Source organism: Corynebacterium mastitidis DSM 44356, assembly GCF_000375365.1.
In the GTDB taxonomy this organism is placed as follows: Bacteria; Actinomycetota; Actinomycetes; order Mycobacteriales; family Mycobacteriaceae; genus Corynebacterium; species Corynebacterium mastitidis.
Genome location: NZ_AQXB01000006.1, coordinates 42,234 through 67,743, shown reverse-complemented (window position 1 = coordinate 67,743; position 25,510 = coordinate 42,234). Strand labels below are relative to the sequence as shown.

The following is a 25,510-nucleotide window of genomic DNA, read 5'->3' as shown; positions in this document are numbered from 1 at the left end:
GCCTTAGCCCACGTGCACCGGATCCACCCGGATCCGCAGCGGCAGATCCTCGCGCCGCGCGATCCGGGCGATCATGGCCGCCTTGAGGGCCGCGCCCAGCTCCCCGCGCGGGCCGAGCGGGGTGCGCACCAGGACGCGCTGCGCGGGGCCGAAGCGCCGCTCGTCATACTCCCCCGGCAGGTGCTCCCCCGGGGGCAGGTCCACGGGCCCGAGGACGTCGGCGTGCTCCGGCAGGCGGGCCTCCCTGAGCACGCTATCCACGGCCGCCGCCGCGCCGTCGATGGCGGCCATGTGCACGGCGGGGGGAAAGCGCACCTCCCGGCGCTGCTCCAGCTCCCGCGCGGCCGCGGTGGGCATGTCCCAGCGGATGAGGTGCTGCACCACCGGCAGGCCGGGATCGGCCGCCACGATCACGCGCCCGCCGCGGCGATGCGGCTCCACCAGCGTGGCCACGGCGGCCCACTTGGCCAGGGCGTCCTCCTCCGCGCGCAGGTCCTGGCGACCCAACAGCGCCCAGGTGTCCAGCAGCACGGCGGCCCCGTAGCGCCCGCCGCCCGCGATCCGTGGCTCCGCCCCGGGGGTGGCCACCACGAGCGCGGGGGCGTCGGGGATCTCCCGGTGCTGGTGGTTGCCCCCCGAGGCGATCACCCGGACCGAGGGGAAGGCCCGGCCCAGCTCCTCGGCGGTGCGCTGGTTGCCGAGCACCACGGCCCGCAGCGCGGTGGCGCCGCACTGGGCGCAGCGGTGGCGGGTATCGGGACGCCCGCACCAGCGGCAGGTGGGCACCGCCGCCTCCCGGGACTCCTCCCGGGGCAGCCCCAGGGGGCCGTTGCAGTGCCGACAGCGCGCCGGCGCGCGGCAGGAGCCGCAGGCCAGGGTGGGGATGTATCCCTTGCGGGGGGTATGCACGAGCACGGGGCGACCCGCGTCAAGCCCCCCGCGCAGCGCCTGGAAGGCCACGGCCGGGATGCGGGCGGCGCGGGCCAGGGGGTCCTTGGCCAGCTCGAAGTCCGAGTCCCCCACGGCCTGGATGCGCGGCATCCGGGCGCGCAGGGCGTCCCGGCTGGCCACCAGGTCGTGCGCCCACCCGGACTCCACGAGGAGCTGCGCCTCGGCGGTGCGGGCGTGCCCGGCGATGATGAGGGAGGCCTGCTCCGCCGAGGCCCGCGTGGTGAGCACCTCACGGGAATGGGCGTAGGGGGCGCGGGGGTCCACGTGGTTCTCGTCGCCGTCGAAGAGCACCACCGCCAGCTCCAGGCGGGCCACCGGGGCGAACGCCGCCGAGCGGGTGCCGATGACGATGCGCCCCTGGCCGTGCAGGATGGAAAGGAAGCGCCGGTACCGCGCCTGCGGGCCCAGCGCCGCCCCGAGCACGGTGATCTGCTTGGCGCCCACGTGCGCGCGCAGGGCCGCCTCCAGGGCGTCCACGTCGCCCTGATCCGGGGCCACCACGAGCACCCCGCCCCCGCCGAGCGCCACCTTGGCGGCCAGGGCCGCCAGGGCCGCCGCCCAATCGTCCCCGGGGGCAATCTGCCAGGCCACCCGGGCGCGCCGCCGATCCAGCACGGCGTCCACGAAGGACTCCCCGTGCTGGTACCCGGACCACGGGGAGAGGTCCGGCTCCCCGGCCTGCCCCAGCTCCTCCCAGGGGGTCTCGGTGTCCGCCGCCTCCGCGCTCGCGTGCCGGGCGGGCACCGCCGCGCGGATGAGGTCGGAGCGGGTCCCCGCGTACCGGGCGCACAGGGCGTCCACCAGGCGGCGGGTGCGCTCCGGGTACACCACCTCGGGGGAGATCACCCGCTCCAGATAGCGCAGTTGCCCCGGGTGCTCCGTGGCCTCCGCGCGCTCGACGAGCATGGCGTCCACCAGCCTGCCCGCGAAGCGGATGCGCACGCGCACGCCCGGCCGGGCCTGTTCGGACTGCTCCTGGGAGACCTGGTAGTCAAAGAGGCGATCCAGGTGCGCCAGGCCCAGCAGCGGCAGCACCCGCGCCACCGGCCGCTCGGCTGCGGGAACGCGGGGGGAGGTGGCCATGCTGGCCGATTTTACAACCCCGCGGCCGCCCGCAGCGTGGCCGCCCGCTGCGTGCTCTCCCAGGGCAGCTCCACGTCCGTGCGGCCGAAGTGCCCGTAGGCGGCGGTGGGGGCGTAGATGGGCCGCAGCAGGTCCAGCTCGCGGATGATGGCGGCGGGGCGCAGGTCAAAGACCTCGCTGACCGCGCGCTGGATGTCCACGTCGCTCAGCCCCTCCTTGGCGGTGCCGAAGGTCTCCACGTACAGCCCCACGGGGGTGGCCCGCCCGATGGCGTAGGCCACCTGCACCTCGGCGCGGTCCGCCAGGCCCGCCGCCACGATGTTCTTGGCCACCCAGCGCATGGCGTAGGCCCCGGAGCGGTCCACCTTGCTGGGGTCCTTGCCGGAGAAGGCGCCGCCGCCGTGGCGGGCCATGCCGCCGTAGGTGTCCACGATGATCTTGCGCCCGGTCAGCCCGGCGTCGCCCATCGGGCCGCCCAGGGTAAACGAGCCCGAGGGGTTAATCAGCAGGGTGAGATCCTCGGTGAGGAAGTTGCCCAGCCCGGCGTCCTGGATCACCCAGTCCAGCACGTGCGGGCGTAGCTGCTTTTCCAGCCAGGCGGAGTCCACCTCGGGGTCGTGCTGCGTGGAGATCACCACGGTGTCCAGGTACAGCGGGCGGCCGTCCTCGTCGTAGGCGAAGGTCACCTGGGTCTTGCCGTCCGGGCGCAGGTGCGGGACGATGGCCTCCTTGCGCACCTGGGACAGCCGTCGGGAGAGCCGGTGCGCCACGGCGATGGGCAGGGGCATGTACTCCGCGGTCTCGTTGGTGGCGTAGCCGAACATCAGGCCCTGGTCCCCGGCCCCGGCCTGGTCGTCGTCCTCGTAGTGCCCGCCGGAGCGCATCTCCTGGGAGGTGTCCACCCCGTGCCCGATCTCGGCGGACTGCTCCCCGATGGCGATGTTCACCCCGCAGGTGGTGCCGTCGAAGCCCACGTCGGAGGAGGTGAATCCGATCCGCACCAGGGTGCTGCGCACCAGGCTGGGGATGTCCACGTAGCCGGTGGTGCGCACCTCCCCCACCACGTGCACCTGCCCGGTGGTCACCAGGGTTTCCACCGCGACGTGGGCGTGGGCGTCCTCGGTCAGGATCGCGTCCAAGATCGTGTCCGAGACGGCATCGCAGATCTTATCGGGATGCCCCTCGGTCACGGACTCGCTGGTAAAAAGCCGCACGGAGCGCGGGGATGGTGCCACGATTCTTCCTTTACTTACTCGTCGCTCAACTAATCACTCAGGATAGACCAAGCGGTCTATTGTCGCAACGGGCGGGCCACCGCCCCGAGGGCGTCGAGGTAGGCGCGGGCCACCTCGTGCTTGCTGGCGTCGGCAACCTCCTCCACCGCGGCGCTCTCGCCCGGGCGCGCCCGCAACAGCCACCCCCGGTTGCGGCGCTCCCCGAACACCTTTCCCACGCCCACCTCGTTGCACATGAGGAGGTCGCAGCCCTTGCGCTCGAGCTTGGCCAGGCCGTGCTCCAGGGCGGAGCGCTCGGCATCGCCCGTCTCCGCCGCGAAGCCCGCGATGACGGTCCCATAGGGCACCTCACCGCGCTCGCGAGCCAGGACGGTGGCGCGCAGGATGTCCGGGTTTTCCACCAGGGGCACGGCGGCCAGGGAGCCCTCGTCCCTGCCCTTCTTCAGCTTGGACTCCGCGGCGCGCGCGGGGCGGAAGTCCGAGACGGCCGCCGCCATCACGATGGCGTCCGCCTCCGCGCGGTGCCGCTCCACCGCCTCGGCCATCTCCGCCGTGGAGGTCACCCGCTCCACCCGCACCCCGGCGGGGGCCGGGAGCGCGTCGGTGGCCCCGGCGATCAGGCGCACCCGCGCGCCGCGCTGGGCGGCCACCTCGGCCAGGGCAAAGCCCTGCCTCCCCGAGGAGCGGTTGCCCAGGTAGCGCACCGGGTCCAGGTTCTCCTGCGTGCCCCCGGCGGTGACCAGCAGGCTGCGGCCCACCATGTCCCGGGGCAGCGCTCCCCCGGCAACGACCATGCGCGCCAGGTCCGCGATCTGCTCCGGCTCCGGGAGCCTCCCCGGGCCGCTATCCACGCCCGTGAGCCGCCCGGAGGCGGGCTCCAGCACCGTCATGCCCCGGGAGCGCAGCAGCTCCACGTTGGCCTGCGTGGCGGGGTTGAGCCACATCTCCGTGTGCATGGCCGGGGAGAGGATCACCGGGCAGGTGGCCACCAGCACGGTGGCGCTGAGCAGGTCGTCCGCCCGGCCCCCGGCCAGCCGGGCCAGCAGGTCCGCGGTGGCCGGGGCGATGACGATCGCGTCCGCCTCCTGCCCCAGGCGCACGTGCTGCACCTCGTCCACGCCCTCGAACACGGAGGTGCTCACGGGATTGCCGGACAGCGCCTCGAAGGTGGCCGCGCCCACGAAGTTCAGCGCGCTGGGGGTGGGGATCACCCGCACCTCGTCCCCGGTCTCCTTGAAGTTGCGCACCAGGTGGCAGGCCTTGTAGGCGGCAATGCCACCCGCCACCCCCACGATGATCCTCATGCGTTGCTGCGTCCTTTCCCGCGATAAAGGCCGCCACCCGGGCGGGCGGCGGCCTCGTGCAATACCCCTGCCGGGGCGGTTAGCGGCCTTCCTCGTGCTCGAGGAGGTCGCCGTCGATCTCGCGCAGGGCGATGGACAGCGGCTTCTCCCCGGCCTCCGGGGTTACGAGCGGCCCGATGAACTCGAACACGCCCTCGTCGGCCTGCTGGTAGTAGCTGTTAATCTGGCGCGCGCGCTTGGCGGCAAAGATCACCAGGGCGTACTTGGAGGAGACCTTTTCCAAGAGGCGGTCGATCGGCGGGTCGGTAATGCCCACCGGCGGATCGAACACCGGTTGCTTCTTCTCGGTCTCGTTACTCACGTTTGTCACTTGCACCTATTCTTCGGTAGAGAAACTTGCTACTACTCGCCCCGCAGGATACCACCGATGGCGGCCACGGCGGTATCGACATCGTCGTTGACCACCACCCGATCGAACTCGTCCATCGCGGCCAGCTCCTCGCGGGCGGTGGACAGGCGGCGCTCGATCACGTCCTGGGCCTCCGTGCCCCGCCCGGTGAGGCGCTCCACGAGCACCTCCCAGGACGGCGGGGCCAGGAACACGGTGACGGCCTCGGGCATCATGGCCTTGACGTTGCGGGCGCCCTCGAGGTCCACCTCGACGAGCACGGGCCGCCCCTCGTTCAGGGCGCGGCGCACCGGTGCCGCGGGCGTTCCGGAGCGCTGGAGGCCGCCGTGAATCTCGGCCCACTCCAGCATCTCTCCCCTGTCGATGCGCTCCTGAAACTGCTCCGGGGTGACGTAGAAGTAATCCACCCCGTCCACCTCGCCCGGACGCGGGCTGCGCGTTGTCATGGAGACGCTAAAGTACAGGCCCTCGACGTTCCCGCGGAGGCGATGAACCACCGTGGACTTGCCCACGGCAGACGGGCCGGCCAGCACCACCAGCCGACCCCGGGGGTCCTCGCCAGCCATGCGCTAGTCCTCGGAGTAGCCGAAGCGGTCCAGCAGCGCGCGGCGCTGACGCTCGCCCAGGCCGCGCAGGCGGCGGGTGGGGGCGATCTCCAGCTCCTCCATGATTTCCTTGGCCTTGACCTTGCCCACCTTCGGCAGCGCCTCCAGGAGCGCCGATACCTTGGTCTTACCCACGATCTCGTCGTCCTGGGCCTTGTCCAGGACCTCCTTCAGGGTCATGTCGCCGCGCTTGAGCTTTTCCTTCAGCTCGGCGCGGGCCTTGCGGGCCTCAGCAGCCTTAGCAAGAGCTTCCTTGCGCTGCTCGTCAGTCAACTTCGGAAGGGCCACGGGGTTCCTCCAGTTCGTTTTGTTTCTTTCTTCTTCGGCGGTGCGCCTGGAATACCATCGCCGCCTCGCGCCGATGTTCGCTCAGTGTAACACCGCCGAGGGCGGGCCACCGCAATCGGCTCAGGGCAGACGGGTTATCTGGGCTGAAATTCCAGCACGACTCCCACTAAAATAGCAGGAGAAACCCGCCGCCCCGGCAGCCGGTCACTCTTTGAGCTCGGCGGCGAAGGCGGACGCCGCTTTCCGCAGGTCAGCCGCGTGCGGACCGGCGTTGAGCACGGCCCGCGAGACATTAGGATAGGCCAGGTCCAGGCGCTCTCCCATGATTTGCGCCACGTCCCTGGCGCTCCCGCCCTGGGCACCCACGCCGGGCATGAGCACCGGGCCGCCCAGGCCCCGGCAGTCCGGGGCCTGGGTCACCGTGGCACCCACCACCACGCCGAGGTTGCCCAGGGCCCCGTGGGCCCCGTGGGCGGCGTTGCGGCGCGCCACCTCGTCCACCACCTGCTGGGAGATGGTGCGGCCGTCCTCGCCCCGGTGCCCCTGCAGGGCGCGGGCCTCCGGGTTGGAGGTGGCCGCGAGCACGAACACGCCCCGCCCGGTGGCCTCCGCCGCAGCAAAGGCCGGCTCCAGCGCCCCCACCCCCAGGTAGGGGGAGACGGTGACGGCGTCGCTGCACAGCGGGGAGGCCTCGTCCAGCCAGGCCGAGGCGTAGCCCGCCATCGTGGAGCCGATGTCCCCGCGCTTGGCGTCGGCCACCACCAGGGCCCCGCCCCGGCGCAGCCCGGCGATGGTCTCCTCCAGCACCGCGAGGCCCGCGGAGCCGAAGCGCTCGTAGAAGGCCACCTGCGGCTTGACCAGGCACACGGTCTCCGCGAAGGCCTCCACGCAGCGCGCGGAGAACTCCGCCACGCCCGCCACGGTGTCGTCCAGCCCCCAGGCCCGGAGAAGCCCGGGATGGGGATCGATGCCCACGCACAGCCGCCCCCGCTTAAGGGCCAGGGCCGCCAGCCGATCGCCGAAGGTCACTTCTCCACCGCCTGGGCCGCCGGGGCGTGCTCCAGCTCCTGGAGGGCGCGCACGGTAAAGCCCTCGCCGCGCAGGGCCTCGATCCCCTGCACGGCGGCCGTCACGCCCTGCACCGTGGTCACGGCGGGCACGCCCACGTTGACGGCGGCCGCGCGGATGTCGTAGCCGTCGTGCCGGGCACCGGAGGAACCCGCGGGCGTGTTGAGGATCAGGTCCACCTCCCCGCCCCGGATGCGGTCCAGGATGGACCGGCCCCGGGCGCCCGAGCGCACGTCCGAGCCCTTGAGCACCTCCTCGCACTCGATGCCGTTGCGGCGCAGCATGCTGGCGGTGCCGGCGGTGGCCAGGATCTTAAAGCCCAGGGAGGCCAGGCGCTGGATCGGGAAGATCAGCGTGCGCTTGTCCCGGTTGGCCACGGAGACGAACACTGTGCCCTCGGTGGGCAGGCCGCCGAAGGCCGCCGCCTCCGCCTTGGCGTAGGCCGCGCCGAAGTTGGTGGCCACACCCATGACCTCGCCGGTGGACTTCATCTCGGGACTCAGCAGGGTGTCGAGCATGCTGCCATCCGGGCGGCGGAAGCGGTTGAAGGGCAGCACCGCCTCCTTGACGGCGATGGGGGCCGTGGTGGGCAGAGAGCCGCCGTCATAGGCGGTGGGGATCATCCCCTCCTCGCGCAGCTCGGCCAGCGTGGCGCCCAGCATGATCCGGGACGCCGCCTTGGCCAGGTGGACGCCGGTGGCCTTGGACACGAAGGGCACCGTGCGGGAGGCCCGGGGGTTGGCCTCGATGACGTAGAGGACGTCGTCCTTCAACGCGTACTGCACGTTCATCAGGCCGCGCACGCCGATGCCCCGGGCCAGCGCCGCCGTGGAGCGGCGCACGTTCTCGATGTCCTCCGGGCCCAGCGTCATCGGCGGCAGGGCGCAGGCGGAGTCGCCGGAGTGGATGCCGGCCTCCTCGATGTGCTCCATCACCCCGGCCAGGTACACCTCCTCGCCGTCGCACAGCGCGTCCACGTCGATCTCGATGGCGTTGTCCAGGAAGCGGTCCACCAGCACCGGGTGGTCGCTGCTCAGCTCCGTGGCGCGCTCGATGTAGCTGCTCAGGGAGGACTCGTCGTAGACGATCTCCATGCCGCGCCCGCCCAGCACGTAGGAGGGGCGCACCAGCACCGGGTAGCCAATGCCGGCGGCGACCTCCCGGGCCTCGCTAAACGACGTCGCGGTGCCGAAGGCCGGGGCGGGCAGCCCCGCGCGCCGCAGCACCTCCCCGAACTCGCCGCGATCCTCGGCCAGGTTGATGGACTCCGGGGTGGTGCCCACCACCGGCACCCCGGCGGCCTCCAGTCGCTCCGCCAGGCCCAGCGGGGTCTGGCCGCCGAGCTGCACGATCACGCCCGCCACGGTCCCGGACTGGCTCTCCGCGTGGTAGACCTCCATGACGTCCTCGAAGGTCAGGGGCTCGAAGTACAGGCGGTCGGCGGTGTCGTAGTCGGTGGACACGGTCTCCGGGTTGCAGTTGACCATCACCGTCTCATAGCCCACGCGGGACAGCTCCAGGGCCGCGTGCACGCAGGAGTAATCGAACTCGATGCCCTGGCCGATGCGGTTGGGCCCGGAGCCCAGGATGATGACCTTTTCCTTCTCCCGCTGCGGGCTGACCTCGGACTCCGCGGCCGGGTCCAGCTCGTAGGCCGAGTAATGGTAGGGGGTGCGGGCCTCGAACTCGGCGGCGCAGGTATCCACCGTCTTGTACACCGGGCGGATGCCCAGCGACCACCGCAGGCGGCGCACGCCCTCCTCCCCCGCGAACTCGGGGCGCAGGCGGGCGATCTGGGCGTCGGAGAGCCCAAAGACCTTGGCCCGACGCAGCAGGTCCTCGGTGAGCACCTGGGCCCCGGTCAGCTCCTCGCGGAACGCCACCAGCTCGGCCAGCTCCGCCAGGAACCAGGGGTCGATCCCGGAGGCCTCGTGCACCTGCTCCACGCTCGCACCCCAGCGCAGCGCCAGCTCGGCGTCGTACATGCGGCCCTCCGTGGGGCGGCGCAGGTCCTCGAGCACCTCCTCCACCGAGGCGAACTCCGGGTCCGGGGCCGTCCAGAAGCCCGCCTGCTTCTGCTCCAGGGAGCGCATGACCTTGTTGAGGCCCGCGATGTAGTTGCGGCCGATGCCCATCGCCTCGCCCACGGACTTCATGGTGGTGGTCAGGGTGTCGTCCGAGCCCACGAACTTCTCGAAGGCAAAGCGCGGGGCCTTGACGATCACGTAGTCCAGGGTGGGCTCGAAGGCCGCCGGGGTGACCCCCGTGATGTCGTTGGTGATCTCGTCCAGGGTGTAGCCGATGGCCAGCTTGGCCGCGATCTTGGCGATGGGAAAGCCCGTGGCCTTCGAGGCCAGCGCCGAGGAGCGGGAGACGCGCGGGTTCATCTCGATGGTAATCAGGCGGCCGTCGCGGGGGTTGAGGGCGAACTGGATGTTGCAGCCGCCGGTGTCCACGCCCACCTCGCGGATGATGGCGATGCCCTGATCGCGCATCTTCTGGTACTCGCGGTCCGTGAGCGTCATCGCCGGGGCCACCGTCACGGAGTCGCCGGTGTGCACGCCCAGCGCGTCCACGTTCTCGATGGAGGCGATGACCACCACGTTATCGTCGCCGTCGCGCATCAGCTCCAGCTCGTACTCCTTCCACCCGAGGATGGACTCCTCGATGAGCACGTTGGCCTCCGGGGAGGCCGCCAGGCCGCCGCCGGCGATGCGCTCCAGGTCCGCCTCGTCGTAGGCCAGGCCCGAGCCCAGCCCGCCCATGGTAAAGCTGGGGCGCACCACCACCGGCAGGCCCAGCTCGGCCACCGTCTCGTGCACCTCCTCCATGCTGTGGCACACGCGGGACCGGGCGGACTCACCGCCGATGGAGGCCACGATGTCCTTGAACTTCTGGCGGTCCTCGCCGCGCTCGATGGCCTCGATGTCCGCGCCGATCAGCTCCGCGCCGTGCTTGGCCAGCACCCCCTGGCGGTCGAGCTGGATCGCCGCGTTCAGGGCGGTCTGCCCGCCCAGGGTGGCCAGCACCGCGTCGATGGGGTGGCCCTGGGCGGCCTCCTTGGCAAAGATCTTGTCGATGTACTCCGGGGTGATGGGCTCCACGTAGGTGTGGTCCGCAAACTCCGGGTCCGTCATGATGGTCGCCGGGTTGGAGTTGATGAGGGTGACCCGCAGGCCCTCCTCCTTGAGCACGCGGCACGCCTGCGCGCCGGAGTAGTCGAACTCGCAGGCCTGGCCGATCACGATGGGACCGGAGCCGATGACCAGGACGTGATTAATATCGTTGCGCTTGGGCATGGGATTCCTGAAATACCTTCCTGGTTCCGCTTACTTCTGGGCGCCGTGCTGGGCCATCAGCTCGATGAACTGATCGAACAGGGGGCTGGCGTCGTGCGGGCCGGCGGCTGCCTCCGGGTGGTACTGCACCGAGTACGCCAGGCCGCTCTCGAGGGCCACGCCCTCCACCACGTCGTCGTTGAGGCACACGTGGGTGACCCTGGCCGGGCCAAAGTCCGTGTCAAAGGTCTCCCCGGCCTTGCCCTTGAGCGCAAAGCCGTGGTTCTGGGAGGTGATGTCGATCTTGCCGGTGGTGACGTTGAGCACCGGCACGTTGATGCCCCGGTGGCCAAACTTCATCTTGTAGGTCTCCATGCCCAGGGCGCGCCCGAGGATCTGGTTGCCAAAGCAGATGCCAAAGAAGGGGATCTTCTTCCCCAGCACCTCGCGCACCACCGCCACCATGGAATCCGCGGTGGCCGGGTCCCCGGGCCCGTTGGACACGAACACGCCGTCCGGCCGGTACTGCTCGACGTCCGCCCAGGTGGCGGTGGAGGGCACCACCACCGTGCGCACGCCGCGCGCCGCGAAGTTGCGCGGCGTGTTGGTCTTGATGCCCATGTCAAAGGCCACCACCGTATAGCGGTGCTCCCCGGTGGGCTCCACCGTGTACGGCTCGGCGGTGCTGACCTGCGCGGAGAGGTCGGCCCCCGCCATCGGGTCCTGGCCGGCCACCACGTCCACCAGCTCCTCGACGGGGCGCAGCGCCTCCGGGCCGGAGAAGATGCCGGCGGCCACCGAGCCCTTGTCGCGCAGGTGGCGCACCACGGTGCGGGTGTCCACGCCTCGGATGCCCACGATGCCCTGCCGCTTCATCTCCTCGTCCAGGCTGCGCGAGGCGCGCCAGCTCGAGACCCGGGCCGAGAGGTCGCGGATCACCAGGCCCGCCACCCAGATGCCCCGGTCGCGGGACTCGTCGTCCTCGTCATTCCAGCCGGTGTTGCCGATCTGCGGGGCGGTGGCCACCACGATCTGCCGGTGGTACGAGGGGTCGGTCATCGTTTCTTGGTACCCGGTCATGCCGGTGGTAAACACGGCCTCGCCCAGGGTGGTGCCCTCTGCGCCCAGGCTGTGCCCCTGAAACGAGCGGCCGTCGGCAAGCACCAAGACGGCAGGAGAAGGAGGTGTAGACGTCACTGTATCGACCTTTCGGTTATGCGTACTGGGCTGCTGCAACGAGGGTTTACTCATCCGCCTTGTCCCCCATATGCTAGCCCTCCCCCATGAAGTCCCGCTGCCCCTCGGCAGCCGGTATGCCGGTGCGCGATGCGCTTGGCGACGCCGCGCGTGCTCGCCTCACTCATCGTGACCTCCTTTCCCGCCTCTCTGTGCGGCCCTTAAAGGATGTCCATTAATTGATATGACCTCGTGATACAAGGATCCCCGCCAGCATATCACCGCCACTTAGCTACAGTGGTGGGGAGATCATTAACTTCCCGCTGCAACACTGCAACATTGAGACCCTGCAACCCAAGGAGCTGCGTGACCCACTCAGAACACGACACCCCCATCGAGCCCGTCTCCGAACACACGATCGTGGACATCCTGGAGGCGGAAAACCTCGCCTACCGCCTCCAGGAGGAGCCCGCGATGGTGCGCACCGGATTCCGCAACGCCGCCATCTCGTTCGCCCTGGAGGGCGAGTACCTGGTGTGCGACTCCATGTGGCGCGGCCAGGTGGACAGCCAGCGCGCGGCCACGGCCCTGGCCGCCGCCAACGAGTGGAACCTCACCCAACTGGCCCCCACCCTGCGCTTCTTCGAGGGGTCCCCGGGCGCGCTGACCTTCTCCGCCTGCCGACGCCTCCACGTCGCCCGGGGGCTGAGCCGCAACCAGGCCGGGGCCTTCGTCATGTCCACCCTGGATACCATCGTGGCCTGCTTTCAGTGGCTCGAGGCCCAGTTCCCGGAGGCCATCACCTGGGACGATCCCCACAAGGACGGGAACGAAAGCCCCGCCGAGAACGCCGCCACCACCGAGGAGGAGGACAAGTGAACCAGGAACTTGCGCCCTTAAGCTTTGACCGCGTCACCGCGGCCATGCAGGAGTTCAACATCACCCTGTGGCCCACGGAGGACCCTAACGTGGCCACCGCCAACCTCAACGGGTTCCGCGTGACCTTCGCGCTGCTCAACTCCGTGCTCATCGTGCGGGCCGATCACCCCACCGACCTGGCCTCCGACTCCGGCGTGCCCACCCTGCACCTGGCCGCCAACCAGGTGAACTGCTCCGGCTTCGGGGCCAAGGCCGTGGTCTCGGACAGGGAGGAAAACCTGGTGGTGCGCACGGAGTGCGCGCTTCCCATCGCGGCGGGCGTGTCCGCCGAGCAGCTCACCTCCGCCCTGAGCGGAGCCGTGGACGAGGTGCTCGCGGGCCAGGATCGCGTGGCCCGCGCCGCCGAGGAACTCCTCGACCGGCAGGGTTAATCCTGTCCCTCCGGGGCCACCACGGCCTCCACGGCGATGGCCGCCCGGATCTCCTGAAGGTTCTCCGCCACGTCGTCCAGCACGGCGTGAATGTAGGGCGCGCCCTGCTCGCCGGAGTATTCGCTGGCCAGCTCCACGCCCTCCACCACCGCGGTGGCGGTGGGCACGTCCGGGTTGAACACCAGCTCCCACACGGACATGCGCAGGATCGCGCGGTCCACGGCGGGGATGCGGCCCAGCTCCCACTGCTCGCTGAGGAAGCGGGAGATGGTGGCGTCCACCGCGTCCAGCTCCTCGGCCGCGCCCAGCACGATCTGCCGGGTATATTCCGCGATGGGAGCCACGTGGTTGTCCGGCACCCGCGCCAGCTCCGTGCGATCCTCCACGATCGCCATCGGGTCCAGGTCGCGTGCCTCCGCCTCGAAGAGCACGTCCACGGCGCGACGCCGCGCCTTGTATCGGGCGCCGTGGCGGCGCCACTTGTCTTGCCGCTGCGTCACGGTAGCCACTAGTTGTTCACGCGGGAGAGGTACTCGCCCGAGCGGGTGTCCACCTTGAGCACGTTGCCGGTCTCGATGAACAGCGGAACCTGGATCTCCGCGCCCGTCTCCAGCGTGGCGGGCTTGGTGCCGCCGGTGGAGCGGTCGCCCTGCAGGCCCGGATCGGTGTGCTCCACCTTGAGGTCCACGGAGACGGGAAGCTCCGCGAACAGCGGCTCCTCGTCGTGGAAGGACACCTGCACGCGCATGTTCTCCAGGAGGAAGCGGGCGGCGTCGCCAAACTTGTCCTGGCTCAGCTCCACCTGCTCGAAGGTCTTATCGTCCATCACCACGTAGCTGCTGCCGTCGTGGTACAGGTAGGTCATGTCGCGGCGGTCAACGTTGGCGGTCTCCACCTTCACGCCGGCGTTCCAGGTCTTATCCACCGTCTTGCCGGAGACCACGTCCTTGAGCTTGGTGCGCACAAAGGCCGGCCCCTTGCCCGGCTTGACGTGCTGGAACTCGACGATCTGCTGCAGCTTGCCGTCGATCTTGAGCACAAGACCGTTCTTGAAATCAGCGGTGGTTGCCACTTAGCGGTTCTCCCTCGTGTGATCCGGTATCTAACTGTGCCAGTCTACAACACCATAAGGTCCTTGCTCACCCGGGTAATCACTTCCGGGGCCCCGGGGGTGATGATGAGCGTGTCCTCGATGCGCACCCCGCACCGCCCCGGCACGTAGATCCCCGGCTCGATGGTCAGGGTCATGCCCTCCGCCAGCTCCCCCTCGCCCGAGGCGGAGGCGTAGGGGCCCTCGTGCACCTCGAGGCCCACGCCGTGCCCGGTGGAGTGCACGTAATACTCCCCGTACCCGGCCTCCTCGATGATCTGGCGGGCAGCCCGGTCCACGTCCGCCAGCGCGGTGCCCACGGTGGCGGCCTCCACCCCGGCGGCCTGGGCGCGCCGGACCACCTCGTAGATCTCGGCGGCCAGCTCGTCCGCATGGCCCATCACCACCGTGCGGGTCATGTCCGAGTTAAAGCCCCCCAGGTGGGCGCCGAAGTCCAGGGTCACCACGTCCCCCTCCCGCAGCACCCGGTCCCCGGCGCCGTGGTGCGGCTTGGCGGAGTTGGGCCCGGAGGCCACGATGGTGTCGAAGCTCGTGCGCTCCGCCCCGGCCCTGCGCATCCGGTATTCGAGGTCGGCGGCCACGTCGCGCTCGGAGCGCCCCACCGCCAGCTCCCCGGCGGCCAGCAGGTCCTCGAACGCCCGGGAGGCCAGGTCGGCCACCTCCCGCAGGGCGTCCAGCTCCCGGGGATCCTTGACCAGCCGCTGCTCCTCGATGACCCCGCGCACCGGCACGAGGTCAACGTCCGCGCCCGCCGCCCGGGTCAGGGCGTCCCACTGGGCGGCGCTGACGTGATCCGCCTCCACCCCCACGCGGCGCGGCCCCTCGATCCGGCCCAACAGCGCCTCCGCGCAGGGCCGGGCGATGAGCGCCCGAATGTCCGGCACCTCCTCGGCCACCTGGGTGGTGTAGCGCCCGTCCGTGCAGATCTGCGGGTTGAGATCCTTGGAGAGCAACAGCGCGGCGTTGGAGCCGCTGAAGCCGGAGAGATACTGCACGTGGATGAGGTTGGTCACCAGCATCATGTCGATGCGCTGCCCCGCCAGGCGGGCCGCCAGGGTGCGGCGGCGCTGGGAATAACGGGTATCGGCCAGAGCCATAACGTCCTCCTCTAATTAAATCCTGATGAGCCTCACCATAGCCGCGCGGACCCGGGTTCCGCCGCGCGCCGCTAGAACGGTGCCCCAAGGCGCGCGTGCCTCAGCCGCGCCGGGCGAGAAAGTCCAGGGCCGCGCGGTAGCCCTCCACGCCCAGCCCCGCGATCACCGCCGTGGCGATGGGGGAAAGATAGCTGTGGTGGCGGAAGGGCTCCCGGGCGTGCACGTTGGAGATGTGCACCTCCACGAAGCCCGCGCCGTCGGCCACCTCCGCCAGGGCGTCGCGCAGCGCCACCGAGGTGTGGGTGAACCCGCCCGGGTTGATGATGACCGGCCACCCGGCGTCCGCCGCCTCGTGCACCCAGCCGATCAGCTCGTGCTCCGCGTTGGACTGCCGGCACTGCACCCCCACTCCCCACTCGGCGGCCCGGGCGGCGATCATCTCCTCCACCTGGGCCAGCGTGGTGGTGCCGTACACCTCCGGCTGGCGCTTCCCCAGCCGGTTCAGGTTGGGCCCGTTGAGCACCAGCACGTTCATGCCGTTTCCTCCTCGCTGATCGCCGCGTAGGCCGCGCGCAGCTCCGCCTCGTTTGGCCCCTCGATGCGGGTGGTGCGCCCCGCCGCGCCGTCGAGCGCCACGAAGCGGATCGCCCCGTCCCGGTTCTTCTTGTCCCTGGTCATGCCGCCCAGCAGGGCCTTAAAGTGCCCCCGCGGGTACCCGGTGGGCAGCCCCACCGAGGCCAGGACGTCGCGGTGGCGGCGCAGCAGGGCGGCGTCGATGAGCCCGCGCCCGTGCGCCAGGTGCGCCGCGTACATCATGCCCACGGCCACCGCCGAGCCGTGCCGCCAGCGGTACTCCTCGCGCAGCTCCACCGCGTGGCCGAAGGTGTGGCCGTAGTTGAGGATCTCGCGCAGGCCGGACTCCTTGAGGTCCTGGCCCACCACCTCGGCCTTCACCCGCACCGAGCGCTCGATCAGCTCCGGCAGCGTGCCGCGCGGGTCAAGGGCCGCCCGGGGGTCCTCCTCGTAGAGCCGGAGGATCTCCGGGTCCGCGATGAAGCCGGTCTTGATGATCTCCGCCGACCCCGCCACGATCTCCGCCCCGGGCAGGGTGTCCAGGTGGTCCAGGTCGATCAGCACGGCCCCCGGCTCGTGGAACGCCCCCACCAGGTTCTTCCCGGCGGCGGTGTTGATGCCGGTCTTGCCCCCCACGGCGGCGTCCACCATGGCCAGCAGGGTGGTGGGCACCTGCACCACGCGGATGCCGCGCATCCAGGTGGCGGCGGCGAAGCCCGCCACGTCCGTCACGGCGCCGCCGCCGAGTCCCACCACGGTATCCCGGCGGGTCCAGCCCGCGGCCCCCAGGCGGTCCCAGATCGCGCCCAGGGCGTCCAGCGTCTTGCCGGCCTCGGCGTCCGGAACCTCGATGAGGATGCTCTCCGGGCCGCAGGCCCGGGCCAGCTCCCGGGCGCGCTCCGCCAGCACCGGCTGGTGCAGGATGGCCGCACGCCCCCGGATCTCGGCGGCCACACCCCGGCTCAGGCCCGCCCCGATGGTCACGGTGTAGGGGCTCGGCCCCCGCACGTCAATGGCGTTCATGCGCTCGTCCCTTCCTTGTTTTTGCTTACTGCGCCCTGCTTACTGCTCCACGTCCAGGATCGCCAGGATCAGCGAGACCACCTGGGCGGGGGTGCGGCCGTCGGTGCGCACGCGGTGCGTGGACACCTCCCGGTACCAGGGCTCCCGCTGTTCCAGCAGGGCCCGGTAGCGCGCGGCGGGGTCCGCCGCCTCTAGGACGGGCCGGGTGCCCTCGGCCTGGGTGCGGCGCAGGCCCTCCTTTGCGCTCACGTCCACCCACACCACCACGTGCTCGCGCAGGAGCAGGCGGGTGCCGGGGTGCGTGATGGCCCCGCCGCCCAGGCTGAGCACCCCGGGGTGCTCCAGGGCGGCCGCCACGTGCCGGGCCTCGACCTCGCGGAACCCGGCCTCCCCCAGCTCCGCAAAGACCTCACCGCAGGGCTTGCCGCGCTCCCGCGCGATCAGCTCGTCGGTGTCGATCACGGCGAGGTTGAGCGCGTTGCCCAAGCGCCGGGCCACCGTGGACTTGCCCGCCCCGGGCGGGCCCACCAATACCACCGTGGGCGTCACGGGAGCTCCTCCTCGGGGAAGGAAAGCCGCCGCGCCACGTCCGCGAGGTAGCCCTCGATGTTCCGGCACGTCTCGGCCAGGGAGTCCCCGCCGAACTTCTCCAGCACCGCGCGCGCCAGCACCAGGGCCACCATCGCCTCGGCCACCACCGCGCCCGCCGGAACCGCGCAGACGTCGGAGCGCTGGTGGATCGCGGTGGCCGCCTTCCCGGTGGCCATGTCCACCGTGCGCAGGGCGCGCGGGACGGTGGAGATAGGCTTCATCGCCGCGCGCAGGCGCAGCGGCTGGCCGTTGGTCATGCCGCCCTCCAGACCCCCGGCCCGGTTGCTCAGGCGGGTGATGGTCCCGTCCTCGCGGACCATCTCGTCGTGCGCCTGGCTGCCCCGGCGGCGGGCCTCCTCGAAGCCGTCGCCCACCTCCACGCCCTTGACCGACTGGATGCCCATGAGCGCGCCCGCGAGCTGCGCGTCGAGGCGATCCTCCCCGGAGACGTGGGAGCCCAGGCCCACGGGCAGGCCGTGCACCACCACCTCGACCACGCCGCCCAGGGTGTCCCCGGACTTCTTCGCCGCCTCGATCTCCGCGATCATCGAGTCCTGCGCGTCCAAGGCGCGCACCGGGGAGGCGTCGATAGCCTCCGCGTCCCCCGGGGCGGGCGTGGCCCGGGACCGCTCGGAGGGGCCGATGGAGACCACGTGCGAGAGGATCTCCACCCCGAGGGCCTCGCGCAGGAAGTTCCGCGCCAGGGTGGCCGCCGCCACGCGCGCCGCCGTCTCCCTGGCCGAGGAGCGCTCGAGCACCGGGCGCGCCTCCCGAAAGCCGTACTTGACCATGCCCGCGAAGTCCGCGTGGCCGGGGCGCGGGCGGGTCAGCGCCGCCCCGCGCCCGGAGCTCATGGCGGCGGCGACCTCGGGGTCCTGCGCGTCCACGGGGTCGGCGGACATGATGGTGGTCCACTTGGGCCACTCGGTGTTGCCGATCATCACGGACACCGGGCTGCCCAGGGTGCGGCCGTGGCGCACGCCGCCCAGGATGGTGACCTCGTCCGCCTCGAACTTCATGCGGGCGCCGCGCCCGTAGCCGAGGCGACGGCGCGCCAACTGGGCAGAGATGTCCTCGCTCGTAATCGGAACCCCCGCCGGCATGTGTTCCACCAGCGCCATGAGCGCCTGGCCGTGAGATTCCCCTGAGGTAGTCCAACGAAGCATAGGCACCATTCTTTCACATCGCCGCCGCGCACAGCGCAGAAAGAATCATGGAGGGCCCGTGGGGCACGCTCGCGCGCCGGGTGACGAGCATGACCGCCAGGGAGATCGCGGAGGCGCCCGCCACCGCCACGCACCACCCCCGCGCGCCGCCGAGGCAGGCCATCACGCCCAGGCCGGCCGCCAGCTTGACGTCTCCCCCGCCCACCCCGTGGCTCCACAGGGCCACGCCCAGGTACAGCAGCGCCCACGCCGCGCCGCCGAGGAGCAGCGGCGGATGATGGACCACCGCCCACGCCCACCACGCCGCGGCCCCCGGCAGGGTCAGGGCGTCGGGCAGCCTGCCGTGCCGCAGATCCGCCCAGGCCAGGGCGCACAACCATACCCCCGTACACGTCCCCCACATGGGGGCCATTCTAGCCCAGGCGCTCGGCCAGGGCTTCCTCCAGCGCGCGGCGCATGGCGGTGCGCGGGGCGTCTACCCCCGTGAACTGCTCGAACTGCCCGTAGGCCTGGTGGGCCAGCATCACGTGCCCTCCCACCGTGCGAAAGCCGTTGGCCGCGGCCTGGGTGCACAGCGGCGTGGGCCAGGGATCGTAGATCACGTCCAGCACGGGGGCGTGGGCCAGGTCCCGGACGTGGCCGTCGAGGGCCGCGCTGGGCACGGTGGAGACGATCACGTCCACCCCGCGCGCCAGGGACGCCAGGTCCTCCCCGAAGCGATGCCCGCGCACGCGGCACCCGGTGCCCTCGGTCAGGGGGCGCAGCTCGTCCAGGCGATCGCTGCGGTTGAGCACGTCCACGCGCGCCACCCCCGCGCACGCCAGGGCGTAGAGGGCCGGGCGGGCGGTTCCCCCGGAGCCGATGAGCAGCGCCCGCTCGGGGCGGCGCACGCCCAGCTCCCCCAGCGCGCCGAGGATGCCCTCCACGTCGGTGTTATCGGCCCGCCACCCCGCCTCGGTGCGCACCAGGGTGTTGGCCGCGCCGATGGCGCGGGCCCGCTCGGTGGCCTCGTCGGCGCGACGCAGGGCCGCGAACTTCCCGGGCATGGTCACGGAGAAGCCCGCGTACTCGGGCCCCGCGCCGTCCACCACTCCGGGCAACTGCGCCTCCGCGCACTCGCGGCGCTCGTACTCCCAGCCCTCAAGCCCCGCCGAGGCGTAGCCCGCCCGGTGCAGCACCGGGGAGAGGGAGTGCTCGATGGGGCTGCCCAGCACGGCGGCGCGGCGCGGGGAACTCATCGGTTGCTGTCGAGCACGCCGCTGCCCATCGCTTCCTCCACGGAGCGCTGGTGGGCGTCGAAGTCGTCGTTGAACACGGTGGTGCCCTGCTGGTCCACGGTGACGAAGAAGAGCCAGTTGCCCTCGGCCGGGTTCTCCATCGCCTCGATGGCCTCGTCGGAGGGGGCCGCGATCGGGGTGTCCGGCAGGCCATCCTTGGCGTAGGTGTTCCACGGGGTCACCCGGGCGCGGTCGGCGTCCGTGGTGGCGACCTCCTGCTCGGAGAGGCCGTAGTTCACCGTGGAGTCGAACTCCAGGCGCATGGGCTCCTCCAGGCGGTTGAGGATCACGCGGGCCACCTTGTCAAAGTCCCCGGCGGGCGCCTCGCGCTCCACCAGCGAGGCGGCGGTGAGCAGCTCGTAGGGGGTCAGCCCGGTGGCCTCGGCCCGCTGCTCGATCCCGGTGGAGTTGTAGTAGTCCGCGGAGCGGGTGATGAGGTCGGTCAGGATGTCCTTGGCGTCCATGCCCGGGTCGATCACGTACTGGCCGGGGCGGATCAGCCCCTCGATCCGGCGCGGGTCGGTGCCGCGCTCCAGCACGGCGGGCACCGCCCACTCCGGCACCCCCAGCTCCTGGGGCGCGGTCTTGGCCGCGACGTCGTGGAGCTGGTCCACCGTCACGCAGTCGCCCGGCGTCTCCGCGCAGGAGACCTCGGAGATCATGGTGAAGATGCCCTTGCGGGTATCCCCGGCCACCACGGTCACGTCCATGAGGGTGGCACCGCCCTGCACGTCCAGCATCTCCACCCGGTTGTCGGGATCCAGCAGCGCCGCCACGGCGGAGGCCGCGCTCATCTCCTCCTGGAGGCGGTAGAAGCCGGGCTGGATGCTCCCGGCGTTGGGGTTGCTAAAGGCCGCGCTCTGGTAGGCGGCGTCCGTCTTGACGATGCCGCGCTCCTCCAGCTCCGCGCCCAGCTCGGACACGGAGGAGCCCTCCTGCACCTGCACCAATTGCACCACGCCGTTGCCCTCCCCCTCGTAATCGTTGCCGCCGATGGCTCCGATGGCGCTCAGCGCGATCCACACCAGGGCACCGAAGATCAGGATGATGGCGGCCACCAGCACGGCAGCCCCGCGCTGACGGCGCTTCACGTACTTGGGGTCCATCCGACGCCCCTTGGGCGATCGGCGCGGTTTCTTGGTCATTGGGACTTCTCCTCGTCGTCGACAATGGCGTGGGCGTGCGCATCCAACCAGCTCTGCAGGATCTCTACCGCAGCGGCCTGGTCGATGAATGCTCGTCCCTTCTTGGCGCTAACCCCCGATGCCTGGAGGGCCTGGGTGGCGGCCACGGTGGTCAGGCGCTCGTCCGCCAGGCGCACGGGCACCCGCCGATCGGTCCTGCGCAGCCGCCGCTTGATACGGAAGGCAATGTCCTTCGCGTGCTTGACGCTCCTTGATCCGTTTCCCTTGAGATCGCGCGGCAGCCCCACGACGACCTCCACGGCCTCGTAGGACTCGATGATCTCCAGCAGGCGGTCGATGTCCTCCTGGTCCCGGTCCTTCAGCCCGGTGCTGCGGGGCACGGTCTCCACCGGGGTGGCCAGGACGGCGGCGCGATCGCTCACGGACACCCCGATGCGCACGGTACCGACGTCGATACCCACGCGTCTGCCGGGACCGGGATCATCGGGCCCGGGGGTGTCCACCTTGACGACCATGAAAGACCGCACGCCTCCTTTGACAGCAATACTCACAAACCGGATTCACGAGGGCAACAAGATACGCTACGGACGCTTGCTGGCCAAGATCAGGGATAGTGTAACGAAACGGTCACAAAATACCTAATGCCGTAACTTTTCCGTAATATACGTTAACATCGCCCGCAATGCGAGCGATGTAATCAAATTACAGCGATTCCAATTCCTGCTTCACGGCCTCGAAGGCCTGCACCAGGCCCTCCACCCGGGCGCCGGAGCCCTGGGCCATGTCCGCCTTTCCGCCGCCCCGGCCCTCCACGTACTGCCCCAGCAGCTTGACCAGGTTGCCCGCGTGCACGCCGCGCTCCACCGCGGCCTTAGAGGCGGCCACCACGAAGGGCACGTTGCCCTTCTCCTCGTTCTCCGTGGCCAGCACCAGCACGGCGGCCTCGGAGCCAAAGCGCTGACGCCCCTCCGTGGCCAGGACGCGCAGGTCCCCCACCGCGCTGTTCTTGGGCAGGCGGGCCGTGACCACGCGGAAGCCGTTGATGGTGGTGGCCGCCGCCGCGTACTCCGCGGACTGCGCCGCCAACTGGGCCCGGTGCAGGCGCTCGATGGTCTTTTCCGACTCCTTGAGCTTGGCGGTGAGCTGGGAGATCCGCTCGGGCAGGTCCTCGCTGGGGCTCTTGAGCATCGCGGCCAGCCCGGAGGCCAGCGCCGCCTCCTTGGACATGTAGCGGAAGGCGTCCATGCCCGAGTAGGCCTCGATGCGGCGCGCCCCGGAGCCCACCGAGGACTCCCCCAGCACGGACACGGGCCCGATCTGAGAGGAGTGCGCCACGTGGGTGCCGCCGCACAGCTCCATGGAGAACGGACCGCCGATCTCCACCACGCGCACCACGTCCCCGTAGTTCTCCCCGAAGAGCGCCATCGCGCCCATCTTCTTGGCCTCCTCCAGGGAGGTCTCCGTGGTGTTCACCCGCCAGTCCGCGTCCACCGCCTGGTTGGCGATGGCCTCGATCTCGCGCACCTGCTCCGGGGAGAGCTGCCCGGTGTAGTTGAAGTCAAAGCGCAGGTAACCGGGGCGGTTCAGGGAGCCCGCCTGCACCGCCGTGGGGCCGAGCACCTGGCGCAGCGCGGCGTGGATGAGGTGCGTGGCGGAGTGCGCCTGGCGGGCGCCGTGGCGCCAGGCGCCGTCCACGGTGGTGGTCACGGCGCTGCCCACGTCCAGCCCGCCCTGGGCCACGGTGGCCTTGTGCACCCAGAGCTTCTTACCGATCTTCTGCACGTCGTGCACATCCAGGAGGGCGTCCCCGGCGCGGATCTGCCCGCGATCGCCGAGCTGGCCGCCGGCCTCGGCGTACATGGGGGTGGTATCGAGGATCACCTCCACCTCCTGCCCCTGGCGGGCCTCGCCCACCAGCGCGCCCCCGCTGAGCAGGCCCAGCACCGTGCCGGGCGCCTCCAGCTCCGTGTAGCCCACGAACTCCGTGGGGTGGTTGTCCACGAACTCCCGGTACACGGAGAGGTCCGCGTGCCCGTGCTTCTTGGCCTGGCTATCGGCCTTGGCGCGGGACTTCTGCTCGGCCATCGCCTCCTCGAAGCCGCGCATGTCCACCTCCAGGCCCGCCTCGGTGGCCATCTCCAGGGTGAGGTCGATGGGGAAGCCGTAGGTGTCGTGCAGCTCGAAGGCCTGCCGCCCGCTCACGGTGGTGGCCCGCTGCTCCCGGAGGGAGGCCACGGCCTGCTCGAAGAGGTGCGTGCCGGATTCCAGGGTGCGCAGGAAGGCGGCCTCCTCCGCCAGGGCCACCCGCAGGATGCGCTCGCGGTTCTCCGCGATCTCGGGGTACGAGGGGGTCATCGTGTCCATGATGGTGTTCATGAAGGACTCCATCGTGGTGCCCGTGGCGCCCAGCAGGCGCGCCGAGCGCACGATGCGGCGCAGCAGGCGACGCAGGATGTACCCGCGCCCCTCGTTGGAGGGGGTCACCCCGTCCAGGATGATCATCATGGCGGTACGCGAGTGGTCCGCGATCACGCGGAAGCGGATGTCGTTGGCGCGGTCGGTGTTCGGGTCCTCGTAGGCGGTGCCCGTGATCTTCTCTGCCGCCTCGATCACCGGGCGCAGCAGGTCCGTCTCGTAGACGTTGTCCACGCCCTGCAGGATGCAGGCCACGCGCTCCACGCCGAGGCCGGTGTCGATGTTCTTCTTGGGCAGCGGGCCCACGATCTCGAAGTTGCCCTTGCCCGTGCCCTCGCCCCGCTCGTTCTCCATGAACACGAGGTTCCAGATCTCCATGTAGCGGTTATCGTCCGCTATCGGGCCGCCCTCCTTGCCGTACTCCGGGCCGCGATCGTAGTAGATCTCCGAGGAGGGCCCGCAGGGGCCGGGAATGCCCATGGACCAGTAGTTATCCTCCATGCCCAGGCGCTGAATGCGCTCCCTGGGCACGCCCATCTTCTCGTGCCAGATGTCCGCGGCCTCGTCGTCGTCCAGGTACACCGTCACCCACAGGCGCTCGGGGTCCAGCCCGTAGCCGCCCTCCTCCACCGGGCCCGTGAGCAGCGTCCAGGCATGCGTGATGGCCCCCTCCTTGAAGTACTGGCCAAAGGAGAAGTTGCCGGCCATCTGGAAGAAGGTGTTGTGCCGGGTGGTGATGCCCACCTCGTCGATGTCCAGGGTGCGCACGCACTTCTGGATGGACGTGGCGGTGCCCTGGGCGAAGGGGGGATTCTGCTGGCCCAGGAAGTAGGGCTTGAAGGGCACCATGCCCGCGTTGACGAACAGCAGGTTCGGGTCGTCCAGAATCAGCGAGGCGCTGGGCACCTCGGTGTGGCCCGCGGCCACAAAGTGATGGATAAACCTCTCCCGGATCTCATGGGTCTGCACGAGCGCGTGTTCCTTACTATTAGTCCACTACTACGGGTGGCTACTTTACCCCAGGCCCGCGCCAAGCCGCGCCCGCCCTACCGCCGCTTGGCGCCGCGCACCATGCGCCGCAGCCGCCCCAGGTAGTCCCCGATGCGCTTTTCTCCCCCGTGATCGGTGGGCCGGTAGTACACCGCCTCGTCCAGCTCCTCGGGGATGTAGCGCTGCTCGACGACGCCGCGCGGGTCGTCGTGCGGGTAGCGGTACCCCACCGCGTTGCCGAGCTTCTTGGCCCCCGCGTAGTGGCCGTCGCGCAGGTGCGGGGGCACGTGCCCGATCCTTCCCGCCCGCACGTCCGCCAGGGCGGCGTCGATCGCCATGACCACGGAGTTGGACTTGGGCGCCGTGGCCAGGTGGATCGTGGCCTGCGCCAGCACGATGCGCCCCTCAGGGAAGCCGATCTTCTGCACCGCCTCGGCGGCGGCCACCGCCACCTGCAGCGCGGTGGGGTCCGCCATGCCCACGTCCTCGCTGGCGTGGATAATCAGCCTGCGGGCGATGAAGCGCGGGTCCTCCCCCGCCTCGATCATGCGCGCCAGGTAGTGCAGGGCGGCGTCCACGTCCGAGCCCCGGATGGACTTGATGAAGGCGCTGGTGACGTCGTAGTGCTGGTCCCCGTCGCGGTCGTAGCGCACCACCGCGCGGTTGACGTTGGCCTGCACCGTCTGGGCGTCCAGCTCGCCGCCGTCCGGGACCGCCTCGGCGGCGGCCTCCACGTAGGTGAGCACGCGGCGGGCGTCGCCCCCGGCCAGGCGCACCAGGTGCGTCACGGCCTCCTCGGAGACCTCGATCCGCCCGTCCAGGCCCCGGGGGTCGGCCACCGCGCGGCGCACCAGCACGCGCAGGTCCTCCTCGCTCAGCGGCTCGAGCTGGAGCAGCAGGGAGCGCGAGAGCAGGGGCGCGACCACGGAGAAGGAGGGATTCTCCGTGGTGGCCGCCACCAGGAGCACGGTGCGGTTTTCCACCGCCGCCAGCAGGGCGTCCTGCTGGGTCTTGGAAAAACGGTGGACCTCATCGATGAACAGCACCGTGCGCCGCCCGCGCGCGAGGTCGCGCCGGGCCTGGGTGATGACCTCGCGCACCTGCTTCACGCCCGCACTCAGGGCGGACAGGCCCACGAAGTGCTGGCCGGTGGCGGCGCTGATCAGCGAGGCCACGGTGGTCTTGCCGGTGCCGGGAGGGCCGTAGAGGATCACCGAGGCCTCGCCGGAGCCCTGGATCAGGCGACGCAGCGGGGTGCCCTCGCCCAGGACGTGCTGCTGGCCCACCATCTCGTCAAGGGAGCGGGGACGCATCCGCGCCGCCAGGGGCGCGGAGTCCGACACCTCGAAGTAGTCCGCGGCCCCGCGCGCGGCGGGCTCCTCCGGCCCCGGGCCAAAGAGCGATTCCTGCCCCAT

The 25,510-nt window shown here is 70.9% G+C and carries 24 protein-coding genes; 2 read left to right on the top strand and 22 right to left on the bottom strand.

Features of this window, described 5'->3' with window-relative positions; translation table 11 throughout:
- Positions 1-3: 3 nt before the first annotated feature.
- The 9 genes from B140_RS0107995 to carA all read right to left on the bottom strand — a co-directional run bounded on the left by B140_RS0107995 (position 4) and on the right by carA (position 11,472).
- On the bottom strand, positions 4-2,034 hold the full coding sequence (locus tag B140_RS0107995; RefSeq protein WP_018118837.1) for a primosomal protein N': 2,031 nt from the start codon (positions 2,032-2,034) through the stop codon (positions 4-6).
- 11 nt (positions 2,035-2,045) lie between these two features.
- Entirely contained in the window at positions 2,046-3,269 is a 1,224-nt protein-coding gene (gene metK / locus B140_RS0107990; RefSeq protein WP_040426305.1) for a methionine adenosyltransferase, read from the bottom strand.
- A 56-nt stretch (positions 3,270-3,325) separates the two neighbouring features.
- On the bottom strand, positions 3,326-4,573 hold the full coding sequence (gene coaBC / locus B140_RS12285; protein ID WP_018118835.1) for a bifunctional phosphopantothenoylcysteine decarboxylase/phosphopantothenate--cysteine ligase CoaBC: 1,248 nt from the start codon (positions 4,571-4,573) through the stop codon (positions 3,326-3,328).
- Between the two features lie 79 nt (positions 4,574-4,652).
- Positions 4,653-4,943 (bottom strand): DNA-directed RNA polymerase subunit omega, encoded by a 291-nt coding sequence (gene rpoZ / locus B140_RS0107980; RefSeq protein WP_018118834.1) that lies wholly within the window; start codon positions 4,941-4,943, stop codon positions 4,653-4,655.
- A 32-nt stretch (positions 4,944-4,975) separates the two neighbouring features.
- Positions 4,976-5,548 carry a guanylate kinase gene (gene gmk, locus B140_RS0107975; RefSeq protein ID WP_018118833.1) on the bottom strand — a complete coding sequence of 191 codons (573 nt, stop codon included), beginning with the start codon at positions 5,546-5,548 and terminating at the stop codon, positions 4,976-4,978.
- 3 nt (positions 5,549-5,551) lie between these two features.
- Positions 5,552-5,875: an integration host factor, actinobacterial type gene (gene mihF, locus B140_RS0107970; RefSeq protein ID WP_018118832.1), complete on the bottom strand. Its 324-nt coding sequence runs from the start codon at positions 5,873-5,875 to the stop codon at positions 5,552-5,554.
- A 204-nt stretch (positions 5,876-6,079) separates the two neighbouring features.
- Entirely contained in the window at positions 6,080-6,904 is an 825-nt protein-coding gene (pyrF, locus tag B140_RS0107965) for an orotidine-5'-phosphate decarboxylase (RefSeq protein WP_018118831.1), read from the bottom strand.
- Positions 6,901-10,242 (bottom strand): carbamoyl-phosphate synthase large subunit, encoded by a 3,342-nt coding sequence (carB, locus tag B140_RS0107960; RefSeq protein WP_018118830.1) that lies wholly within the window; start codon positions 10,240-10,242, stop codon positions 6,901-6,903. The genes pyrF and carB overlap by 4 nt, the downstream gene beginning before the upstream one ends.
- A 30-nt stretch (positions 10,243-10,272) precedes the next feature.
- Positions 10,273-11,472: a glutamine-hydrolyzing carbamoyl-phosphate synthase small subunit gene (gene carA / locus B140_RS0107955; protein WP_083912280.1), complete on the bottom strand. Its 1,200-nt coding sequence runs from the start codon at positions 11,470-11,472 to the stop codon at positions 10,273-10,275.
- 291 nt (positions 11,473-11,763) lie between these two features.
- On the opposite strand from carA, the gene B140_RS0107950 reads away from it, so the two are divergent.
- Positions 11,764-12,276 carry a YbjN domain-containing protein gene (locus B140_RS0107950; protein WP_018118828.1) on the top strand — a complete coding sequence of 171 codons (513 nt, stop codon included), beginning with the start codon at positions 11,764-11,766 and terminating at the stop codon, positions 12,274-12,276.
- Positions 12,273-12,707 (top strand): YbjN domain-containing protein, encoded by a 435-nt coding sequence (locus tag B140_RS0107945; RefSeq protein WP_018118827.1) that lies wholly within the window; start codon positions 12,273-12,275, stop codon positions 12,705-12,707. Before B140_RS0107950 ends, B140_RS0107945 begins: the two co-directional genes overlap by 4 nt.
- Here B140_RS0107945 and nusB read toward each other — a convergent pair.
- The 13 genes from nusB to B140_RS0107880 all read right to left on the bottom strand — a co-directional run bounded on the left by nusB (position 12,704) and on the right by B140_RS0107880 (position 25,510).
- Positions 12,704-13,207, bottom strand: coding sequence for a transcription antitermination factor NusB (nusB, locus tag B140_RS12280; protein ID WP_040426330.1), 504 nt, complete (start codon positions 13,205-13,207; stop codon positions 12,704-12,706). The genes B140_RS0107945 and nusB overlap by 4 nt on opposite strands.
- An 8-nt stretch (positions 13,208-13,215) precedes the next feature.
- Positions 13,216-13,779: an elongation factor P gene (efp, locus tag B140_RS0107935; protein ID WP_026166143.1), complete on the bottom strand. Its 564-nt coding sequence runs from the start codon at positions 13,777-13,779 to the stop codon at positions 13,216-13,218.
- Between the two features lie 44 nt (positions 13,780-13,823).
- On the bottom strand, positions 13,824-14,915 hold the full coding sequence (locus B140_RS0107930; protein WP_018118824.1) for a M24 family metallopeptidase: 1,092 nt from the start codon (positions 14,913-14,915) through the stop codon (positions 13,824-13,826).
- Between the two features lie 100 nt (positions 14,916-15,015).
- Entirely contained in the window at positions 15,016-15,450 is a 435-nt protein-coding gene (gene aroQ / locus B140_RS0107925) for a type II 3-dehydroquinate dehydratase (RefSeq protein ID WP_018118823.1), read from the bottom strand.
- Entirely contained in the window at positions 15,447-16,511 is a 1,065-nt protein-coding gene (gene aroB / locus B140_RS0107920; RefSeq protein WP_018118822.1) for a 3-dehydroquinate synthase, read from the bottom strand. The genes aroQ and aroB overlap by 4 nt, the downstream gene beginning before the upstream one ends.
- A gap of 39 nt (positions 16,512-16,550) precedes the next feature.
- Entirely contained in the window at positions 16,551-17,060 is a 510-nt protein-coding gene (locus tag B140_RS0107915) for a shikimate kinase (protein WP_018118821.1), read from the bottom strand.
- Positions 17,057-18,268 (bottom strand): chorismate synthase, encoded by a 1,212-nt coding sequence (gene aroC / locus B140_RS0107910; protein WP_026166142.1) that lies wholly within the window; start codon positions 18,266-18,268, stop codon positions 17,057-17,059. Before aroC ends, B140_RS0107915 begins: the two co-directional genes overlap by 4 nt.
- Before the next feature lie 13 nt (positions 18,269-18,281).
- Entirely contained in the window at positions 18,282-18,671 is a 390-nt protein-coding gene (locus B140_RS0107905) for a prepilin peptidase (RefSeq protein WP_026166141.1), read from the bottom strand.
- A 10-nt stretch (positions 18,672-18,681) separates the two neighbouring features.
- Positions 18,682-19,506 carry a shikimate dehydrogenase gene (locus B140_RS0107900; RefSeq protein WP_018118818.1) on the bottom strand — a complete coding sequence of 275 codons (825 nt, stop codon included), beginning with the start codon at positions 19,504-19,506 and terminating at the stop codon, positions 18,682-18,684.
- Positions 19,503-20,690 (bottom strand): endolytic transglycosylase MltG, encoded by a 1,188-nt coding sequence (gene mltG / locus B140_RS0107895; protein WP_040426300.1) that lies wholly within the window; start codon positions 20,688-20,690, stop codon positions 19,503-19,505. The genes B140_RS0107900 and mltG overlap by 4 nt, the downstream gene beginning before the upstream one ends.
- On the bottom strand, positions 20,687-21,205 hold the full coding sequence (gene ruvX / locus B140_RS0107890; protein ID WP_018118816.1) for a Holliday junction resolvase RuvX: 519 nt from the start codon (positions 21,203-21,205) through the stop codon (positions 20,687-20,689). Before ruvX ends, mltG begins: the two co-directional genes overlap by 4 nt.
- Before the next feature lie 187 nt (positions 21,206-21,392).
- Positions 21,393-24,074: an alanine--tRNA ligase gene (gene alaS, locus B140_RS0107885; RefSeq protein WP_018118815.1), complete on the bottom strand. Its 2,682-nt coding sequence runs from the start codon at positions 24,072-24,074 to the stop codon at positions 21,393-21,395.
- Between the two features lie 77 nt (positions 24,075-24,151).
- A complete protein-coding gene (locus B140_RS0107880; protein ID WP_018118814.1) occupies positions 24,152-25,510 on the bottom strand; it encodes a replication-associated recombination protein A in 1,359 nt (452 codons plus the stop codon).